This window comes from uncultured Flavobacterium sp., assembly GCF_937967675.1.
Classification (GTDB): Bacteria; Bacteroidota; Bacteroidia; order Flavobacteriales; family Flavobacteriaceae; genus Flavobacterium.
In genome coordinates this window covers 1-21,010 of record NZ_CALBSN010000194.1, presented here as the reverse complement: position 1 = coordinate 21,010, position 21,010 = coordinate 1, and the positions used below count along the sequence as shown (strand labels likewise).

17 protein-coding genes are annotated in these 21,010 nt (G+C 31.3%); 2 read left to right on the top strand and 15 right to left on the bottom strand.

The window, feature by feature from the left end:
- Positions 1-4: 4 nt before the first annotated feature.
- The 12 genes from Q0075_RS12790 to Q0075_RS12735 all read right to left on the bottom strand — a co-directional run bounded on the left by Q0075_RS12790 (position 5) and on the right by Q0075_RS12735 (position 15,726).
- On the bottom strand, positions 5-1,588 hold the full coding sequence (locus Q0075_RS12790) for a HAMP domain-containing sensor histidine kinase (RefSeq protein WP_297869845.1): 1,584 nt from the start codon (positions 1,586-1,588) through the stop codon (positions 5-7).
- Positions 1,589-1,659: 71 nt separating this feature from the next.
- Positions 1,660-2,247 carry a dephospho-CoA kinase gene (gene coaE, locus Q0075_RS12785; protein ID WP_297869844.1) on the bottom strand — a complete coding sequence of 196 codons (588 nt, stop codon included), beginning with the start codon at positions 2,245-2,247 and terminating at the stop codon, positions 1,660-1,662.
- Positions 2,248-2,249: 2 nt separating this feature from the next.
- Positions 2,250-3,248: a glycosyltransferase gene (locus Q0075_RS12780; protein ID WP_297869843.1), complete on the bottom strand. Its 999-nt coding sequence runs from the start codon at positions 3,246-3,248 to the stop codon at positions 2,250-2,252.
- 75 nt (positions 3,249-3,323) lie between these two features.
- Entirely contained in the window at positions 3,324-7,901 is a 4,578-nt protein-coding gene (locus Q0075_RS12775) for a choice-of-anchor J domain-containing protein (RefSeq protein WP_297869842.1), read from the bottom strand.
- Positions 7,902-8,064: 163 nt separating this feature from the next.
- A complete protein-coding gene (gene fabV, locus Q0075_RS12770) occupies positions 8,065-9,255 on the bottom strand; it encodes an enoyl-ACP reductase FabV (RefSeq protein ID WP_297869841.1) in 1,191 nt (396 codons plus the stop codon).
- A gap of 64 nt (positions 9,256-9,319) precedes the next feature.
- Entirely contained in the window at positions 9,320-10,972 is a 1,653-nt protein-coding gene (recN, locus tag Q0075_RS12765; RefSeq protein ID WP_297869840.1) for a DNA repair protein RecN, read from the bottom strand.
- 24 nt (positions 10,973-10,996) lie between these two features.
- Positions 10,997-11,887, bottom strand: coding sequence for a DUF4835 family protein (locus tag Q0075_RS12760; RefSeq protein WP_297869839.1), 891 nt, complete (start codon positions 11,885-11,887; stop codon positions 10,997-10,999).
- Entirely contained in the window at positions 11,880-13,091 is a 1,212-nt protein-coding gene (gene coaBC / locus Q0075_RS12755) for a bifunctional phosphopantothenoylcysteine decarboxylase/phosphopantothenate--cysteine ligase CoaBC (protein ID WP_291108770.1), read from the bottom strand. The genes Q0075_RS12760 and coaBC overlap by 8 nt, the downstream gene beginning before the upstream one ends.
- Positions 13,092-13,096: 5 nt before the next feature.
- Positions 13,097-13,411 (bottom strand): DNA-directed RNA polymerase subunit omega, encoded by a 315-nt coding sequence (locus Q0075_RS12750; RefSeq protein ID WP_111565628.1) that lies wholly within the window; start codon positions 13,409-13,411, stop codon positions 13,097-13,099.
- 9 nt (positions 13,412-13,420) lie between these two features.
- The gene (gene bamD / locus Q0075_RS12745; RefSeq protein ID WP_297869838.1) at positions 13,421-14,227 is read right to left on the bottom strand and encodes an outer membrane protein assembly factor BamD; all 807 of its coding nucleotides are present in this window, start codon (positions 14,225-14,227) and stop codon (positions 13,421-13,423) included.
- Positions 14,228-14,325: 98 nt separating this feature from the next.
- Positions 14,326-15,204, bottom strand: a complete 879-nt coding sequence (gene dapA / locus Q0075_RS12740) for a 4-hydroxy-tetrahydrodipicolinate synthase (RefSeq protein ID WP_297869837.1) — start codon at positions 15,202-15,204, stop codon at positions 14,326-14,328.
- A 3-nt stretch (positions 15,205-15,207) separates the two neighbouring features.
- On the bottom strand, positions 15,208-15,726 hold the full coding sequence (locus Q0075_RS12735; protein WP_297869836.1) for a hypothetical protein: 519 nt from the start codon (positions 15,724-15,726) through the stop codon (positions 15,208-15,210).
- Positions 15,727-15,771: 45 nt separating this feature from the next.
- Between Q0075_RS12735 and Q0075_RS12730 the strand changes: the two genes are divergently transcribed.
- A complete protein-coding gene (locus tag Q0075_RS12730) occupies positions 15,772-16,560 on the top strand; it encodes a 5'-nucleotidase (protein WP_297869835.1) in 789 nt (262 codons plus the stop codon).
- Between the two features lie 11 nt (positions 16,561-16,571).
- The gene (locus Q0075_RS12725; RefSeq protein ID WP_297869834.1) at positions 16,572-17,486 is read left to right on the top strand and encodes a bifunctional UDP-sugar hydrolase/5'-nucleotidase; all 915 of its coding nucleotides are present in this window, start codon (positions 16,572-16,574) and stop codon (positions 17,484-17,486) included.
- Between the two features lie 293 nt (positions 17,487-17,779).
- On the opposite strand, the gene Q0075_RS12720 is transcribed toward Q0075_RS12725, so the two are convergent.
- The 3 genes from Q0075_RS12720 to Q0075_RS12710 are packed head-to-tail and all read right to left on the bottom strand — an operon-like array spanning position 17,780 to position 20,957.
- The gene (locus Q0075_RS12720) at positions 17,780-18,496 is read right to left on the bottom strand and encodes a hypothetical protein (protein ID WP_297869833.1); all 717 of its coding nucleotides are present in this window, start codon (positions 18,494-18,496) and stop codon (positions 17,780-17,782) included.
- Positions 18,489-20,480, bottom strand: coding sequence for an NAD-dependent DNA ligase LigA (gene ligA, locus Q0075_RS12715; RefSeq protein WP_297869832.1), 1,992 nt, complete (start codon positions 20,478-20,480; stop codon positions 18,489-18,491). Before ligA ends, Q0075_RS12720 begins: the two co-directional genes overlap by 8 nt.
- Positions 20,481-20,483: 3 nt before the next feature.
- Positions 20,484-20,957, bottom strand: a complete 474-nt coding sequence (locus Q0075_RS12710) for a DUF6495 family protein (RefSeq protein ID WP_291108752.1) — start codon at positions 20,955-20,957, stop codon at positions 20,484-20,486.
- Between the last annotated feature and the right edge of the window lie 53 nt (positions 20,958-21,010).

The window sequence follows — 21,010 nt, the reverse complement described above, 5'->3', positions numbered from 1 at the left end:
TATTTTAATTTATTAATGGCATTTTAATGATAAAGGTACTTCCTTTACCTTTTTCGCTCTCTACAAATATTTGACCGTTATGGTCTTCTACTATTTGTTTAACGTAGGCTAATCCTAACCCATGACCTTTTACATTATGTAAATCTCCTGTATGCTCGCGATAGAATTTTTCAAAAACTCTTTTTTGTGCTACCTTACTCATTCCTGCTCCTTGATCTTGAATTTTTATCAGAATGAAGTCTTTTATATTTTCTGTAAAAACATCAATCACAGGCGCGTTTGGAGAATATTTTATAGCATTATCTAACACGTTTACTAATACATTCGTAAAATGTACCTCGTTTAATAGAATCGTACTTCGTTGTGCATGAAAATGTGAATGAACAACTCCTTCTCTATCTTCTATTATTAAACTAACATGTTCGATGGCATCTTCAATAATTTCGGTTACGTCTCTTGGTTCTTTTGAAATGTCGAGTTCATTTTTTTCTAATTTAGAAATACGCAAAACATTTTCAACCTGAGCGTGCATTCGTTTGTTTTCTTCTTTAATCATTTGAAGATAACGCTGCACTTTTTCTTTATCTTCAATGATTTTTGGGTTCTTAATAGCATCTAAAGCTAAATTAATGGTAGCTATAGGTGTTTTAAACTCATGTGTCATATTGTTAATGAAATCGGTTTTGATTTCTGAAATTTGTTTCTGCTTGATCAATTGATTCAACGCACTTGAATACGTTAACACAATAACCAAAGTGAACAATAAGGACAAACTCGAAATTCCAATTAAAGAAGAAAATACGAATTTATTTTTTTGAGGAAAACTAACTAATAATTGATATTTAGACATTCCTTCATTATCCTGAAAAACAGGAATACCGTAAGTGGTTTTTACATCATATTTAAAATCCTCAGATCGCACTTTTGTTGCCAAACCGTTACTGTAAATACCAAATTCGAAAGGTGTTTTTACTCCATATTTATGAAGTTCCTCTTTTAAATATTTACCAAGTTGCTCAGTAGAAACTCTTTCTTGTAATGGTTTTAACGATACCAAATCTTTAAAAGCAACTTCAAAATTAGCTTTATCTAAACTCGATATACTACCCGATTTTTTTATGGTAAGATCGGGAAACGAACGCATTTGTAAACTTCCGTCGTTTAATGAATTTCCGTTATAAACTTCTGTTTTTCTCTTAGATACAACATTTCCAAAATTGACTGAATTTGCATTTTTATCAAAGAACGAACCATTAATACCGTAGTTTTCTGCTACAAGTGTGTTGGTATAGATAATAGTTTCATTAGTTTTTTTATTACGTTCGTAGAAGTAAATTTCTTTCAATTCTTCTTCTTTCGGAATTTTTCCTGTACTATCAATGATTTTGTTATAATGATTATAAAACGCTACCAATTCTTTTTCTTTGATAGTATTGGATACATTTCCCAAAACTTGCTGAACGTGATACTTGAATTCCTCTTCATTTTTGTCTAACGAAGTAGAAATCCAATACAATTGAACTAAAATGATTCCTATTAATGATAAACTCATTAAAAAGACCAATAATCTAAACCTTGACTTATTCATCGAAACAAATTTAACATTTTAACATTTCTCATTAAAATACATTAACCAAAGATTAACATATATACCTTTTTTTAAATTTTTGCTAAAATTTTAAGAATTTCATCAATTTTTAAGAAAGTCTTGTTTAAATCTATGTTTTCAACCACAAAATCACTCAATTTTTTCTTTTTAGAATCAGGTAATTGGTTATTGATTCTAACTAAAATTTCATTTTTTGTTAAATTATCACGTTTCATAGCTCTTTCTATCCTAAGTTCCTCTGGAGCAGTAATTAATATGATTTTATCGCAATATTTATTTCCACCTGTTTCAAAAAGAATGGCAACTTCTTTAATTATGTAGGGAAAATTTCCATGCTCTTTTACCCAATTTTTAAAATGCAGTTGTACTTCTGGATGAACAATACTATTTAACTTTTTTAGCTTTTCTGGATGGTTAAAAACCAATTCGGCTATTTTTTTACGATTTAGTGAATTATCCGAATTGAAAACAGATTGATCAAACAAATTTTGAATTTTTTGTTTAACATCTTCCCTTTCCATAATTTTCTTGGCTTCTTCATCGGCAATATAGACAGGAATTCCTTTTGATGCAATGTAGTTTGCTACAGTAGATTTCCCACTTCCAATTCCACCTGTTAAACCAATTATTTTTGTCATAACTATTTCTTAAAAAACAACTCTGGAAATGCTTCTTGAGGTTTTTGTTTTAAAATAGAGATTTTGTAATAGGATTGTAAAAAACCTTTTCCATAACCATAAAACTGAATTATAGTTGCCCATAAAGAATATAACGCAATTTTTAGGCTTTTATTGGACAATAACGAACTTATGAATAATAGAGAAAAATAAAATCCATATAAAGCAATAAAAAAGTAAATTTTAAAAATGACCAATAACGCAGAGAATAGAAAGCCTAATAAAAATAAACTTGGAAACCAAAATGTAATTTTAGTATATTCAGGATACCAAAAATTTAAAATAGGACGTGCTTTACCAAATTTATTCACTTGAATTTGGAATTTCTCCCAACTTATCCTTCTTTTATGATAGACGAAAGCATTCTTAATTAACTTCGTTTTAAAATCTAAATTCCATAATCGAATAGATAAATCTGGATCTTCACCTGGGTGAATATTACCAAAACCATTTGAAGCTTCAAAAGCTTTTTTGGATAATCCCATATTAAAACTTCTGGGTTGAAATTTATCTACTTTTTCACTTCCTCCTCTAATTCCTCCAGTAGTTAAGAATGAAGTCATGGTAAAATTAATTGCTTTTTGAATGTCGGAAAAGGAATCCAATGCAGCATCTGGTCCTCCAAAGCAGTCAACATATTCTTCCTCTAAACTTTTTTGAACTTGAGATAAATAATTTGGAGGAATAATACAATCAGAATCCAAAATAATATAATAATCTCCTTTTGCCAATGTCATTCCGTAATTACGAGAATCTCCTGGTCCAGAATTTGATTTAAAATAATAGGAAATAGTTAATTTAGGGGTATATTTTTCAATTATATTCTCACAAGGAATAGTTGAACCATCTTCTACAATTACAACTTCAAAAGGTATTGAAGATGTAAACCTAGTTAGGCTTTCAAGCAATTCATCAATTTCATCAGGTCGGTTATAAACTGGAACAATAAACGAAAAAAACATACTTTTTTTTACAAAGATAGTAAAAAAGAAAAGTCCCGAATAAATCGGGACTTTAATCATTATATTAGATAATACTTATTGCTTAACAACTTTTATTGTTTTTAATACATCACCTGAAGAAACAGTTACTATATAAGCACCTGCACTTAAGTGTGACATATCTAACTGAGTAGAAGTAGCATTAATATCTCTAGAAATTACTTCTTGACCTAACATGTTAACAACACGAACGTAAGATATCTCTGATGAGTAAGAAATATTTAACATATCTTTTACTGGATTAGGATAAATTAAGAAATTAGAGTTATTAAAAGAACCTGCTGACAATGAAGCGTCATAAGCCGATACTTGGAATGTATCCTCAGTTCCTCCTGCATATTCCCATACTCTTACTAGTAAAACTTCCCCTGGAGTTCTTCCTGACAATGAAATCAATGAGAAATTACCATCACCACTATCATCATCATCACACTCAACTAATGTTAAAGAACCACATGTTCCAGAATAAACAGCCATTCCTGTATCAGTAATATTACTAGAATTATTGTTTGTTTCTACAGTAATAGACCCTGAAGCAGGTACTGTAACTTGATACCAAACATCACCTCCAGAGTAAGATGCGCAACCTGGAGCTGGAGCACCAGATGAAGCTGTAGCAAAAACATTTGTACCAACTAGTGGATTAGTTCCAAATACAGCGCCAGGAGTTAATACAGTAGCATTACTACATTCATCATTTACTGGAGGACATCCTGCATAGTTGAATGTTCCTAATGTTAAATTACACAAAGAATCAGTACCATGTAAAATTGTTAAATTAACAGGAGCTCCAAAAGCAAACGGACCAACATTTTGTGCTCCTACAGCCGAAACTGGCCAAGTTGAAGTTCCATTAGTAATAACTGGTGAACCATTTCCTAAATTAGTAACATTTACATTTACAAAATATTGAGAATTAGCACAATCGTTAACTATACTAGTTGTTGCTACTGGAGGTGCACATGAAGGTGCAACGACATTGATCGTAAAATCAGCAGTTTCACCATAAGTCCCACCATAACAAGGATTTGCAGGAACTTGTTCAGCATCTGTTGCAACAATTCTCATTCTGTGTTGCCCTAATGAAATTGAACCTGGCAATACAAAAGATGCATTTAATAATGTTGGTGAAGCTGTTGTAGCAGATAACCCTGTGTAAACAATTTCAGAAGCCTCAAAAGTAAAGTTATCATTTGCATCAATCCAAATAACAGTATTGTAATCATAACTATTTGTTCCCCATGATGGTACATCAAATGTAATTTGAACATTATTATTAATACCTCTAGGCATATCTACAACGGTAGCAGTGTGGTCATTGTAAACAGGAGCTGTTGAAACAGAATTAGGGAAATTTGTAGAAACTAATAAAACATTTGTAATACCTGTACCATCAACAGATGAAGGTCCTGAAACACAATAACATCCATTTGCATTTGTTGTAAATGAAGCTTCTGTACATCCTGAAGCTGTACCTATAGCATTATAAGGAGAAACTGTATAAAAATAGGTAGTAGCAAAATTTCCTGAGAAAGAATATGTAGTTACATTACCTAAATTAATATTATTTGCAATATCTGTACCTCCAGTGGTTGTACCTACTGTAATATAATATCCATCAGCACCTGCTGTAGCGTCCCAAGTAATCAAATTAGCAAAGTTACCACATGCAGCATCTGGAGTAGCTACTACATTACTAGCACAAGCTGGTGCTGTTGCAGGAACCGCTTCCCAAATTACATTATCAATATAAACATATGTATAAGTTGACGTAGAAATTCTTTTTAACGCAATATATTTATCAGTACCAGCATAAGCTGTAAAATCAACAATATATTGAGCAAATGTACCATTAATATCAACAGTTTGTAAAGGAGTAAATGTTGATGCATCACTTGGGTTACTCATAGTACCAACAATGATATCTTGGGTATCAGAAGAGTTTCTAGCCATAAATCTTAATCTATTAGTTCCAGCACTTAAATTATTAATATAAGGCGTTACTAACATGATATTTGAAGTTGAAGGAGAACTAGAGTTGTATAAAGATATACTGTAAGGTGCACTAAAATTAGTTGTTGAAGTACCTACAGTAGCATAAGTACTTACACCATCACTTAAGACTCTAGACCAACAATCAGGAATAAGTCCTGTAGCTGCTAATCCATCAAAATTTTCAACAAAATCACCAACTTCATCACAAGTTGTGAAATTACTCTCTGTACAACCAGTTGCTGTTCCAAATGCGTTATAAGGTGATATTGTTACATAATATGTTGTACCACCAACTAAATTAGATAAATGGTATGTTAATACGTTACCCGCATCAAAATTATTTAAAACATCAGAAGCACCAGCAGAAGTACCTACAGTAATATAATACCCTGTAGCATCTGGATTAGCTGGCCAAACCAATGTCGTGTTGGAAACATTTACAGCACCATTAACAGGTGAAGTTAAAGTTACACAAGCAGGAGCAGTAGCAGGAATTTCTTCTAAAACTACACCATCTAAATATACATATGCATCTCCACTACCCCAATTGCTAGTTCCTAAAAATTTAACCTTAACATTTGAGCTAATATGACTTGTTACCACATAACTTTTCAATGTCCAGTTAGTAGTATTAACTAATCCTGTTTCTAAAGAAGTATAAGTTGCACCACCATCAGAAGATATCAAAACTTCAAAATTACCTCCAGTTGGATTTTTGTAATAAAAATTCAATCTTAATGATGTTACTGTTGAAGCATCAATTACAGGAGTGGTTAATTCTGAAGTTCTGCCTGTAGCATTAAAATAAGAATCAAATCTTAATCCTCTTCCTACATTTCCTGTAGCATAACTAGAAAAATGATAACCCGCAGTCGTAGTAGTTCCTGCAATACCCCAGCATGAAGGTATACCTGTAGTAATTGTTTCAAATTCTTCATTGAATGGAATTGAAGCTACATCACAAGTAGTAAAGTTAATTTCTGTACAACCTGTAGCTACTCCATTATCATTATATGGATAAACCGTAACATAATATGTAGTACCTCCTAATAAACCTGTTAAATTATAAGTTAATACATTACCAAGATCAAAATTATTTAACACATCTGTTCCACCTGACGTAGTCCCAACACTAATTTTATAACCCGTAGCATTAATTTCACTTGCCCATGTTATTGTACCAGAAGAAACATCTGCAGTTCCAGTAACAGGAGAAGTAATAGCCACACAAGAAGGAGGTGTTGCTGGAATATCTTCAACAACTACATCATCAATATACAATCTCCAACCATCTAAACCACCTGATGGAATATGCCATCCAAGATAAACATCGCCAGAAATTCCCGACAAAGGAATTACCATAGTCTCAGGTGTTGTATTTGAATAACTAGCTAATGGTTGCAATTCAAAAGAAAAATCAGCTGGAGCATTACCTGCTATAGACAACATTACTCTAAAGTCATTAGGTTCATTATTTGATTGAACTTTATATTTAAAAACCAATCTTTGGTTTCCGCTCAAAGTAATTTTTGGTGAAATTAACCAATCATCATTATTACCACCATTTCCATCTGTATACATATTAGCAGATTGATTTCCTGTAATAGGTGTAGTAGCGTAATTTAAATTCCATGCATCCGCATCCGCATTAACATTTAGAACTGTCCAACAAGCCTCTGTCGATGAAGTAGAATCAAAAGTTTCAGTAAAAGGGACTGACAAAGCATCGCATAATGTTCTAAATGAAAAAGGACCACTCCAAGTACTTTGAGTACCCCCACAATCAGCTTGAACGTAGTATTGATATTGAGTATTTGAAGATAAACCTGTTAATGAATAGGTATTTGTTACACCCGAAACAATATTACCTGAGCCTAAAGCAAACCCAGTAACACCATATTGGATATTCCATACTGTAGCTGTTCCATTTTCATTCCATCCTAATACCGCACTAGAATTTGTTATGCTATTCGCTGCTAAAGCATTAGGAGCTAAACAACTTGGTGGAGTACCTTCAATATAATTAAACTGAATATTTGGTTTATTGCCATTAGTAGTTGTAGTTGTTACACCACATGAAGTAGCACCATCAGCTCTTACAAAACGTGAACCATTAGTTACAGAAGTATTAGCACGCACCTGACCATAAGGAGATGTATATGGATTTGGTCCGTCAGAACAAATCTCTACTAATACATTATCAACACCATTCCAAACGAAATTGGTATCAAATGTAATCATATCGAACACTCCAGCAGCAGTAACTGTTGGATTGTAATTAAATGGATTTTTAACCACAACTGTTGGCGAACTGTCATGCGCTGCAGAATTTGAAGCAGTTGTATGACCCATTTTTATGGTGTAACCCAATAAACTTCCTCCAGCATAATCACCAGCAATTGAAAAACCTAAAGCAGTAATTTCATCATAAGGTGTCATAGAAGCACTAAGTTCAGCTGCGGTATATACCACCTGATACCTGAAGGATTCATAATACCCATCTATCGGATCACTACCTGTACTCGTAGTAGTAGTAGTGGCAGTACCAATAATTATGGACTGTGCATTTATTTGCCAACACGAGAAGAGCGCAAATAAAAATAAAGTAATTTTTTTCATGAAATAATTAATTAATTGTTAAGCATTTGCTAATATATGTAGAATTATTTCACTTTGAAAAATTATCAAAAAAAAAATATCGACAAATTTTAATTTTTACCGACAAAAAGCATAAAACCCTGAATATTCAGGATTTTATAACAAATTAATATTGTTTTGTGATTTATTTTATACTCGGTACCATTACCATTTCATTTGTATCCGCTTCATAATCTACTCCTTCAAATCCGAAACCGAATAAGTTTAAGAAATCTTGTTTGTATCCAGCTAAATCACCTAATTCTACTAACGTTTCAGTAGTTGATTCACCCCATAATTTTGCAATTTTTTCTTGAACATCAGCTCTCATTTCCCAATCATCAATACGGATTCTTCCTTTATCGTCTGTTGGAACAGCATTACCTGTATATAATCTCTCTGCATACAAACGTTGGATTTGCTCGATACAACCTTCATGAATACCCTCAGCTTTCATAATTTTGTACAACAATGAAATATATAGTGGAATTACTGGAATTGCTGAACTTGCTTGAGTTACTAATGCTTTATTTACAGAAACATAACCTTTTCCGTTAATATCTTTTAATTTCTCTGTAATTTCAAAAGCTGTAGCTTCTAAATGATCTTTTGCTCTTCCTATAGTTCCTTTTCTGTAGACTGCTTCAGTTACCTCAGGTCCTATGTAAGAATACGCAATTGTAGTTGCTCCTTCAGCTAAAACTCCTGCTCCTTTTAAAGCATCCATCCACATTGACCAGTCTTCACCACCCATTACCACTACAGTGTTAGCAATATCTTCTTCATTTGCTGGTTCGATTGAAACGGTTGTTACATTTCCTGTATGAAAATCAACAGTTTTATTAGTGAAAGTACTTCCAATAGGTTTTAGAGTAGAACGATGTAAAACACCTGTAACTGGATGTTGACGCACTGGAGAAGCTAAACTGTAAATGATTAAATCAACCTGACCTAAATCAGCTTTAATCATATCAATCGTTTGTTGCTTTACTTCATTTGAAAAAGCATCACCGTTGATACTTTTCGCATACAATCCGGCTTTTTGTGCTTCCATTTCAAAAGCTGCAGAATTATACCATCCTGGAGAGGCTGTTTTTCCTTCTGAAGGCTCTTTTTCAAAAAACACACCAATAGTAGCAGCATCAGAACCAAAAGCACTTGTAATTCTTGAAGCCAAACCAAAACCAGTTGAAGCACCAATAACTAATACTCGTTTAGGCCCGTTGATTTTACCTTTCGATTTTACATATTCAATTTGATTTTTTACATTTTGTTCGCAACCTTTTGGATGAGCTGTCAAACAAATAAATCCTCGCATTCTTGGTTCTATAATCATGATATTCTATTTTTATAATTGGTTTGTTGTCGTTTAAAATGGAAAACAAAAGTACTTTAAAAAATTAATTCAACAAAGCTTTTGCGTGTTGTAAAGCCGAATCTGTAATTTCTTTTCCAGATAACATTTCTGCTATTTGTTGGATTCTTTCTTCTGATGTTAACAGATTTAATTCTGAAATTGTAGTTTCACCCACATTTCTTTTTGAAACTTTATAATGCGAATCCCCTTTAGCGGCAATTTGTGGTAAATGTGTAATGGCAAATACTTGCATGGTAGCACTCATTTCCTTCATGATTTCTCCCATTTTAATTGCAATTTCTCCAGAAACCCCTGTATCAATTTCATCAAAAATAATTGTTGGCAATTTGGAATAATTAGCTAAAATGGCTTTTATAGCTAACATGATGCGCGACATTTCTCCGCCTGAAGCCACTTTCTTTAATAATCCAAAACTAGTCCCTTTGTTTGCAGAAAACAGTATAACCACTTCATCTTTTCCTTTAGGATAATAAGAATTGGTATGGTTGATTTCGATTTGAAAATTGGCTTCTATCATTCCTAATTGAGCTAAAATAGCTTTAATTTTATCGATTAAAATTGGGCCTGCTTTTTTTCTATTTTCAAAAATAGCTTGAGCCAATTCATCAACTTTGGCTTGTTTCGAATTTAATTCGGATTCTAATTTATTGATAGCGCCATCCAAATCATCAACACGAATTACTTTAGCATCTAATTCGTTTTGAATTACTAATAACTCGGCAATGGTTTGTACTTGATGCTTCTTTTGTAAATTATAGATGGTTTGCAGTTTAGTATTCACCAATTCTAATCGCTCAGGATCGGCTAAGATTTTCTCGTTGCTTTGTTCGCATTCTGAAATAATATCTTCAACTTCAAGTAAACAACTTGTCAAACGCTCTAAGAATTGCGCATTTTGATTTGAAAAACCAGCTATTTTTTGAAGTGCAATTTTAATTTCTTTCAAATTTACTAAGGCGCCAACTTGCTCTTCATTGGCAAAAGCTAAAATTCGTTCGAAATTTTCTTTTATGAATTCAACATTACTTAATTGCTCTAATTCTTGCTCTAACGCTTCTTGCTCGCCATCAATTAAGTTGGCTGCTAAAAGTTCGTTCAACAAAAAAGAATTGTACTCATACTCTTTCACTAAAGCCTCTTTTTCCGAAATCAATTGTTTCAACTCTTTTTGAGTCGATTTGAAATCAGTCAATGCCTTTTTATATGAATTTACAGATTCGCCATTATTAGCAACCGCATCTAAAATATCAATTTGATAGTTTTCTTCCGCAAGTTCTTGGGTTTGATGTTGGGAATGAATATCTAACAACATTTCTCCTAGTTCCTGAAGTTCTTGAAGATTTACTGGACTATCATTAACAAATGCTCGAGATTTTCCTGAAGGCAAAATTTCTCTTCTAATAATGGTTTTATCTTCATAATCCATATCATTATCTTCAAAAAAAGATTGAAGATTATAATTAGAAACAGCAAATTGTGCTTCAATTATACACTTTTGTTCTTTATCTTTTAGTGAAGTCAAATCAGCTCTTTTTCCCAATACCAAACCTAAAGCACCGAGAAGGATCGATTTTCCTGCACCGGTTTCTCCTGTAATAACAGAAAACTGATTGGAAAAATCAGTTTCAAGCGATTCGATTAACGCATAATTTTTAATGGAAAGTGAAAGCAACATAAATAATTTATTAAAAATAATGTTCTATCTAATTCTATTCCACTTTTGAGAATTTAATGGAGATATTTTATTCAAAGTTTCTAGCAATTTAACATTGTCAACTTGTGGTCCTCCAGAAAACATTGCTACTAATTCATCGACTTTTGCATCAAAAAATGTTCGCACCAACAATGAATTAGGTCTAGTTTTTTGAATTTCTGCTAAAGTTTGTATTGAATTTGATATATTTTCTTTCCCTTTTTTTACATCTTCACTCATCGTATCTAAACCTACTCTATGATATTCATACATCGCTTTTCTATATGGTAAAAAAGTAGTTGCTAACATATCTGAAACTAAAAAATAACGATTATTATTACTACCTTCAGATTGCGACCAACCTTTATACCCACTAGGTTGTGCTAAATTAACAATATTTGAAGCCGTTTCTAAATATTTTGTTCCTCCATTTAAAGCAAAAGAATCCATATCTAAACCAATAATCATATTGGCATAAAAAGCTAAAACCGCTACTAAATTGGAATTAAAAGAATTTTGGTCATAAACCATAGCTTCAAATTCTATGAAACGAAAAGTAAAATTTTTATCATTGATATTCAATATCGGTGAAGAAAAATTAGAGTTATATATAGGTCTTGAAGATTGTACTTGCAAGGTAGCTTCAAAGGTATTTGAACCATAAGAAGTTACATTTATAAAGAAGTTACAATCGATTTTTTCAACATCTGTAAATTCTTTAGTTGTCCATTTTGTAGTATTCAAAAATTCTTTTACTTGCGTTTCTAAGTTTTTGAACAATTGTGGATTTCCATTTGCAACTTGCTGAAAATTAACAGAAACTGTTGCATTTAGTTCTTGAGAAAATACATTTACAAATGAAAATAAAAAATATATAATAAGTATTGTCTTACGCATTATAAAATTGAATTACCTTGTTAATAATATCTTGAGCTACTTCTTCTTTAGATTTCAACTCTTTTGGTTCTATATCAAAATTTTTTGAAATAAAAGTGACTTTGTTTGTAGGTTGTCCAAAACCTGCACCTTCATCATTCAATGAATTTAATACTATCAAATCTAAGTTTTTTTTCTGAATTTTTTGCTTTGCATGTTCAATTTCATTTTCTGTTTCTAATGCAAAACCAATTAAAAACTGATGTTTCTTTAATTCACCAAGAGAGGCTAAAATATCTTTTGTTTTTTCTAGCTCTATAAATAACGTTGATTCTTTCTTTTTTATTTTCTGATTGGCAACATTTTTTGGACGATAATCCGCTACTGCGGCGGCTGCAATAGCAACATCTACTTCATTGTAATACTCATGACATGCATTATACATTTGTTCTGCCGATTTAACTCGAATCAATTTAATCGAAGAATTTTGCAAGTTTAAATGAGTTGGTCCTGATATCAAAATTACTTCAGCCCCTTTATTTGCCGCTTCATTAGCGATATCAAATCCCATTTTTCCTGAGGAATGATTTCCAATAAAACGTACAGGATCAATAGATTCATAGGTTGGACCTGCCGTAATTAGAATTCTTTTATTTTTTAATGGCAATTTTAAAGCCAAATCGTTTTCTAAGAAATCAACAATATTTTCAGGCTCTGCCATTCTTCCTTCTCCAACTAAACCACTTGCTAATTCACCCTTTTCAGCAGGAATCATAATATTACCAAATGATTTTAATTTATGGAAACTATCTAAAGTTGAAGGATGCTTATACATATCCAAATCCATTGCAGGAGCAAAATAAACTGGACATTTGGCAGAAAGATAAGTAGCTATTAACAAATTATCACAATTACCATTAGCCATTTTGGAGAGCGTATTTGCTGTTGCTGGTGCAATTAGCATTAAATCTGCCCATAAACCTAATTCAACATGGTTATTCCATTCCCCATTTCCTTCTTCTTCATTGTAAAATGTTGAATAAACTGGGTTTTTAGAAAGCGTTGCTAAAGTAAGTGGTGTAACAAAATGCAAAGAAGCAGGCGACATTACAACTTGTACTTGTGCACCTGCTTTTATAAGTAATCTAACCAAATTGGCTGTTTTGTAAGCAGCTATACCACCAGATATACCTAGCAAGATTTTTTTACCGCTTAAAACAGACATAATGATTATTTTGCGTCTCTGTAATAGATCTTACCTTCTTCCCACTCTTGCACTGCTAACGCATGTGGTTTTGGTAATTTTTCATAGAATTTTGAAACTTCAATTTGCTCTTTGTTTTCAAAAATTTCCTCTAAACTATCATTATAAGTAGCAAACTCTTCTAATTTTTCAATCAATTCTTTTTTAATTTCAGTATTGATTTGATTAGCGCGTTTTGCCATAATAGTAATCGCTTCATAAATGTTTCCAGTAGGCTCTTCTAATTTGCTTTTATTGTAAGTAATTGTGTTTACTGGAGCATTTGTTTTCTTTAAATCCATGATTTACTTTTATTTAGAAAATTGTTTTAATTCTTGTTCTATATCCGCTAAAATTTTATCAGCTTCTTCTTTATATATGGAGTTTGGTCTAAACTTTAACAAACTATTATATAAAGTTTTAGCGGCATTATAACGTTCCTCTTTTTTTGCTTGAATACTATTTTTTGCATATCTATATGCCGTATCAAATCTCAAAAACATAGCTTCTTCTTTGTATTGAGTTCCAGGAAAATCAGCAATAAAATTTTCCAAAGTTTTTAAAGCTGCATTATATTCTAATCTATAATCTGCAATTTTATGATACTGTTTTGCAATTTCAAATGCCTTTTTCTCTAATTTTTCTCGCAACTCTTTAACGTAAGCATTTGCTTTAGGCAAATACTCTGAATCTGGATAATTATCAATAAAGCGTTGAAGTTTTTCTAATGCCTTATCTGTATCTGTTTGATCAAGACTGTAGGTAGGAGATAATCTGTAAAAACATTCAGATGCTAAAAAACTAGCTTCTTCTCTTTTATCGCTTTTAGGATATGATACAGCAAAATTCTCAAATTGATAACCTGCTAAATAATACTGCTTTGTATTGTATAGCGATTTTGAATAATTATAAAATAATATTTCTGATGTAGGTTTACCTTTGTAAGCAGGGGCTACCTGTTCATACAAACGTAGTGCTTTATCAAATTTATTTCTTTCATACATTCTATTTGCAACTTGTGCTTTCAATTCCACATCATCTGACTTTAATGCCTTTTGATAAGGACTACATGAGACCAATAAAATGGCTAGTGAAAGAAAACTTAAAAATTTATTCATTTGGCTTTACATTATTATTTTATAAACATCAAAAAGATGTCTCCTAAAAAAGCAACTGCAAATTTAGGCATTATTTAATTACTATAAAAATCTTTTTTTTAACTTAATTTTCTTGTAAAATTATGCAATCTTGTTGCTAAATCTTGATTTACATTTACAAGTGGCAATCGTACTGTATTCTCGGACAATCCTAATGCTTTAAAGACTTCTTTAATTCCTCCAGGGTTTCCTTGCTCAAAAATCATATCAATACTATCTGCCAATAAATAGTGTAATTTATAGGCTTCATCCACTTTTCTTTGCAATCCTAAACGAACCATTTCTGAGAATTCCTTTGGAAAACCTTCACCAATTACCGAAATCACTCCTGTTCCACCCGCTAAAACCATTGGTAATGTAATCATATCATCGCCTGAAATCACTAAAAATCCTTCTGGTTTTGTTTGGATTAATTTCATTGCTTGAACGATATCTCCAGCAGCTTCTTTGATTCCGATTACATTTTTAAAATCATTTGCAATTCGGATAACAGTAGATGGCAACATATTACTTGCTGTTCTTCCTGGCACATTATATAAAATTACTGGAATTGGAGACGCTTCTGCAACTGCTTTAAAATGTTGGTAAATACCTTCTTGCGTTGGTTTATTATAGTAAGGCGAAACCGATAAAATCGCTGAGAAATGAGAAAAATCTCTAGTTTTCAATTCTTCAACAACTTTATGAGTGTTATTTCCTCCAACACCTAAAACCAAAGGCAATCTTCCTGCATTTGCTTTAATTATCGTATCAATAACCAATTCTTTTTCCTCTTGTGATAACGTTGCCGATTCTGCTGTTGTTCCTAAAACTACCAAATACTCTACTCCTCCTTCAATTACATGATTTACAATTCGCGTTAAAGCTTCTACATCAACCGAAAAATCTTTTTTAAATGGCGTAACTAAAGCAACACCTGTACCAATAAATGATTGCATTTTTTATATTTTATTTAAAATTTTCAAATACTTAAACAATTCTAAAACGAACTCATTAAAATCTTCAACAAGCGTTTTTATAATAAAATGATTGACTCTTTTGTCAACGGTATCAAATCCTACTTTAAATTTCGCTTTTGATTTGGTTGAAAGCAATAAAAGTCCGCTTTTATTAACATCGTAATAATTGATTAACAAATCAAAAGGCGTTTCAATAAAATCATTTACTTCTTTTTTATCAATTTCTCCAGAAATCGAAATATTCTTTAACGACAAGAAAGGCTCATTTATTATTTCTTTTTTCTTGATTTTATCTTTATAAACCAAGATAGAAATATTACTAGCTTGAATTCCCTGAGAAACAATTCGCTCAACTAATTGACTGGTTTCATTAAAATAAGTTTCATCAACTAAAACCCCTACAGTCAACACTTTATCATTTGAAGCAAATGCATTTAAGGATGTTAATCTTTTAGTAACATTTTTTTTAAGAAAAAAGTTCTTTATAATATTATAAAACATAGTATTTTTACCTATTCGACAAAATTAAAAATTTAACCTTTTGTTATGCTTGTAAATGTAAAAAAGAATACGATATCTTTTGGTTTTTTTGTTATATTATTAACATTTAATCTCTTTATATCTTGTAAATCAACTTCTTCCTATCAAACTACAAAAATTGAAGGAAAAAGAATAGGTATTACTAATGAAAAAGGTGAAAACGAATCGATACTGACCTATGTAAAACCTTTTAGTGATAACATCAACAAAGATTTGAACAGTGTTTTAGCATATTGTCCTGAAACACAAGACAAAAGTAAAGGAACGTGGCAATCGAATATCGGAAATTTATTAGCCGAAATTACTTTTGAACTTGGAAATCCGGTTTTTCAAAAAAGAGAAAATAAATCGATTGATGTTTGTTTGCTTAATCATGGCGGTATCAGAGCTGTCATTCCAAAAGGTGATGTAACCACAAGAACTGCTTTTGAAGTGATGCCTTTTGAAAATAGTTTGTTCATTGTGGGATTAAATGGAAAAGAAATCAAAACCTTAGCCGAATACATCATAAAAGAAAAGAAGCCTCATCCTTTATACGGAATGAAAATTTATATTAATAAGTCAACTTCAGCAATAAATAAGATTGAAATTAACAATCAACCTTTAGATGAAAATCGAATTTATTATGTAGGAACTTCTGATTATTTAGCGAATGGAGGCGATAATATGACGTTTTTTAAAGATAGTAAAATCAAATTTGACATGGAATACAAGCTTAGAAATATGATGATTGATTATTTCAAGAAAGTAGATACAATTCCAAACATTACAACAGAAAAAATAATTTTAGAATAATACTTAGAGCTATGAAGAGAAGGGATTTTATCCAAAAAACAGCTGCGAGTTCAGCTCTACTTGGTTTATCAGGAGTGAGTTTGAGTAGCTTTTCTACTATTGAAACCAAAAAAATTACCATTTTACATACGAATGATACACACAGTCATATAGATCCTTTTCCTGCAGATCATCCTAAAAATCCAAACATGGGTGGTGCTGCCAGAAGAGCTGCTATCATTGAAAGCATTCGAAAAGAAGAAAAAAACGTACTATTATTAGATGCTGGTGATATTTTTCAAGGAACTCCATATTTTAATTATTATGGTGGCGAATTGGAATTCAAACTAATGAGCATGATGCAATATGATGTGGCAACCATGGGAAATCACGATTTTGACAACGGAATTGATGGTTTTTATGCCCAATTACCTCACGCAAAATTCGATTTTGTATCAGCTAATTATGACTTTAAAAACACGGTTTTGAATGATATTGTAAAACCTTATAAAATCATAATCAAAGACGGTATTAAGATTGGAATTTTTGGATTAGGCGTTCAATTAGACGGACTTGTTGACAAAAAACTTTATAAAGAAACAGTTTATAACGATCCTATAGAAGTAGCACAAGACATGACGCGAATTTTAAAAGAAGAAAAGAAATGTGATTTAATTATTTGTTTATCTCACTTGGGATTCAAATACAAAGATGAACCAGAAAAGCCAAGCGATATTGTTTTAGCTAGAAAAACTAATAATATTGATTTAATTATTGGCGGTCACACACACACCTTTTTAGACAAACCTGTTATTGAAAAAAATAGTGAAGGGAAAGAAGTTTTAATTAATCAAGTGGGATGTTTTGGAATTAATTTAGGACGAATAGATTTTTATTTATCAAATGAAACAAGTCATAACAATAAAACAAAAAATATTATCATTTGATACGCTCACTTCTAATTAAAAATTTTAACAAAAAATAATAAACAGGAATTTCTTTTAAACTAGCTATATAGACAAATAATTGATTACTAATGTAATCAATATAGCACAATGAATAAATCTAAAAATACTTTGATATCTTTTTCACCTATTGAATTCTCAACAAAAAAAGAGCAAATGTTATACTTGGAATAATGATTGAATTAAATAATTATAGCTTTTGAATTCTGTAAAAATAAAGATACAAAACATACAATATTAAATATATTATAAAGCTACATTAGAATCAATTATCTTTATTTTGATGCTTTCAAACTATTTGGTTTACTATACATTCTAAATTTAGTTCTGTAAATAAAATAACTTATATAACAAAAAAAAGAAAGCTCCTGAGTTATAACATTAATCATTTTTAAGGCTAACAAATCAGGAATTTTTTTTGAAAAAACATAAAATAAATCTGAAATTAAAAAACAGCCAACCATAAAACCTGTATAAAGAATAGTTCTGTTAGAATAATTAATTAGCATAACAAAAGCTAAAATCCCCATAAATAATAACAAAGTTGCAAAAACAGCATAGATAAAAAATTCTAAACTATTATCTTCAATCATTATTAATACATTAATAAACAAATACAGTAAAAGCATTACAATTATGTAGAAAGAAAATTTATTTAACTTTATTTTTTTCTCTTTTAAATAATAAAGTAAATCATGAGCTATGTAGTATAGAACAAAAAAATAAGGGATTAATAAAAAAACAAGGCCTACAATATTAAAATCATCTCTATTTATAACATACAAAATTTCACCTATAAAAAAAGATACAACTGAAAAAGTAAACAAATAATCAATTTTACCTCTAACACTAATATAATAGAAATAATAAATCGATGGAATAATAATAGGCTTACTAAATAGTTCCAAATTATCACTTCCAATTAATACAGCAAATACATATAAAATACTAGCTATAAAATATAGAATTAAAGCCGAATTTACTTTAAACATCTATCATTTGTTTGAAATCTAATTCTGATATAATTGCAATTTTTAATTGATTTGCTTTTTCTAGTTTGGATGGTCCCATATTATCTCCAGCAATGACATAATCAGTTTTTGATGAGATGGAACTCCCTACTTTTCCTCCATTATCTTCGATAGCTTTTTTGAGTTCGTCTCTCGAATAAATTTCAAAAACTCCTGAAACAACAAAGGTTTTACCTTTTAATTTTTCAGAAAGTAAAACATCGTCTACACCCGATTCTAATTGTAATCCATAGTGCTTTAACCTATCAATAATACGAATATTTTCTTGATTTTCAAAGAATTGAACGACACTTTGTGCAATTTTATCGCCAATCTCATCTACTAAAATCAAATCCATGATACTTGCTTGAGCAATTGCGTCTATCGATTTATAATGTTTAGCTAACTTTTTCGCAACTGTTTCCCCTACATATCGAATACCCAACGCATACAAAACACGTTCAAAAGGTATGGTTTTCGATTTTTCAATTCCATTAATTAGGTTTTCAGCCGATTTTTCAGCCATTCGTTCTAAAGGAATGATTTGTTCTTTTTTCAATTCGTACAAATCGGCATAATTGGTAACCAAACCTGCATTGAATAATAAAGCAACTGTTTCTCCGCCTAAACCATCAATATCCATTGCTTTTCTGGTGATAAAATGCTGAATTCTTCCAATAATCTGCGGTGGACAACCATAGAAATTTGGACAAAAATGATTCGCTTCGCCTTCGCTTCTAACCAATTCCGTTTGACATTCTGGACAATGAGTGATGTATTTTGTTGGCTCGGTTTGATCACCTCTTTTAGCAACCGCAATAATCTTCGGAATGATTTCACCGCCTTTTTCCACATAAACTTCATCGCCAATTCGGATATCTAATTTTTCGATTTGGTCAGCATTATGTAACGAAGCACGTTTCACAATTGTTCCAGCCAACTGCACGGGTTCTAAATTCGCAACAGGCGTAATAGCACCTGTACGCCCCACTTGATACGAAATCGAATTTAATTTCGTAGTTACTTGTTCGGCTTTAAACTTATACGCCATAGCCCAACGTGGAGATTTTGCCGTATAACCTAATTCCTCTTGATGTTGTAAATTATTGACTTTAATTACCACTCCATCGGTTTCGTAAGGCAAATCGTGGCGGTGTTTGTCCCAATAATTGATGTATTCAAAAACTTCACTTAGATTTTTAGCTAATTTTGATTGAGTCGGTACTTTAAATCCCCAATCTCTTGCTTTTTGTAAGCCTTCAAATTGCGTTTTGAAGGGTAAATTATTACCAATTACGAAGTACAACAAACAATCTAAAGGACGTTTGGCTACTTCGGCACTGTCTTGTAATTTTAGACTTCCAGAAGCCGTATTTCTTGGATTGGAATAAGGAGTTTCACCAATTTCAATTAATTCTTGATTCATTTTTTCAAAACCGGCAAAAGGAAGAATGATTTCTCCTCGAATATCGAATTTTTCAGGAAAATCACCTTTTAAATGAATCGGAACTGCTTTTATGGTTTTGATATTATTGGTTACATCATCGCCCTGAAAACCATCGCCACGTGTTACAGCACGTACTAAACGACCATTTTCATAACTGATGCTAATGGATGCACCGTCGTATTTTAGTTCGCAAGTATATTCTAATGGAACATCACCTAAAACCTTTTGAATTCGGGTTTCCCAATCTTGTAAATCTTCTATGGAATACGAATTATCCAACGAATACATTCGATATTCGTGTTTCACCGTTTCAAAATTTTTCGTAATCATTCCTCCTACTCTTTGAGTTGGCGAATTTTCATCGAAATATTCAGGATTTTGCGCTTCTAAATCTTGTAATTGTTTTAGCTTTTGATCAAATTCAAAATCAGAAATGGTAGGTTTATCTAAAACATAATAATTGTAATTATGCTGATTTAATTCGTCTCTTAAATTCTTAATAGTATCTAAAACGCTCATAAATTATGTATTGATTAGGCTCTCTAATTTGGTAAATAATTCTCCTTTGCTGATGATTCCACCTTGCTTGATAATCTCAAACAACGATTCGTTTCTGTTTTCTGATAAATCTTTCTTTCCTCTTGTAATTTCAACATCATCAGAAAATAAGTTTTCAGATAACCAATGAATTCCATCAGCAGAAACAAAATCAATTTGTGGATTATTGGTTTTTATTACGAAAGAGAAAACCGCATTTTGCATACATTTAAAAAGAAAAATGTAGTTTTTAGAAAAATGATCTATATGCGTAACATTCGTCAATGCTTTTTCCCAAATCATATCAGAGAAAATATCGATTTCTTGTTCGGCAATGTGAGGTTTGTTTTGCTTAATGTCATCCCATTCCTTTTTATCAATTGATTGTGTAGCTAAAAAAGTAATGAATTCTGGATGTAATTCTTCTAATTGTTCTTTGGTTAATCTTGCGTATTTCATAAAGTAAAGATAAAAAAAAAGCCCCGATAAAATCGGAGCTAATTTATATTTTA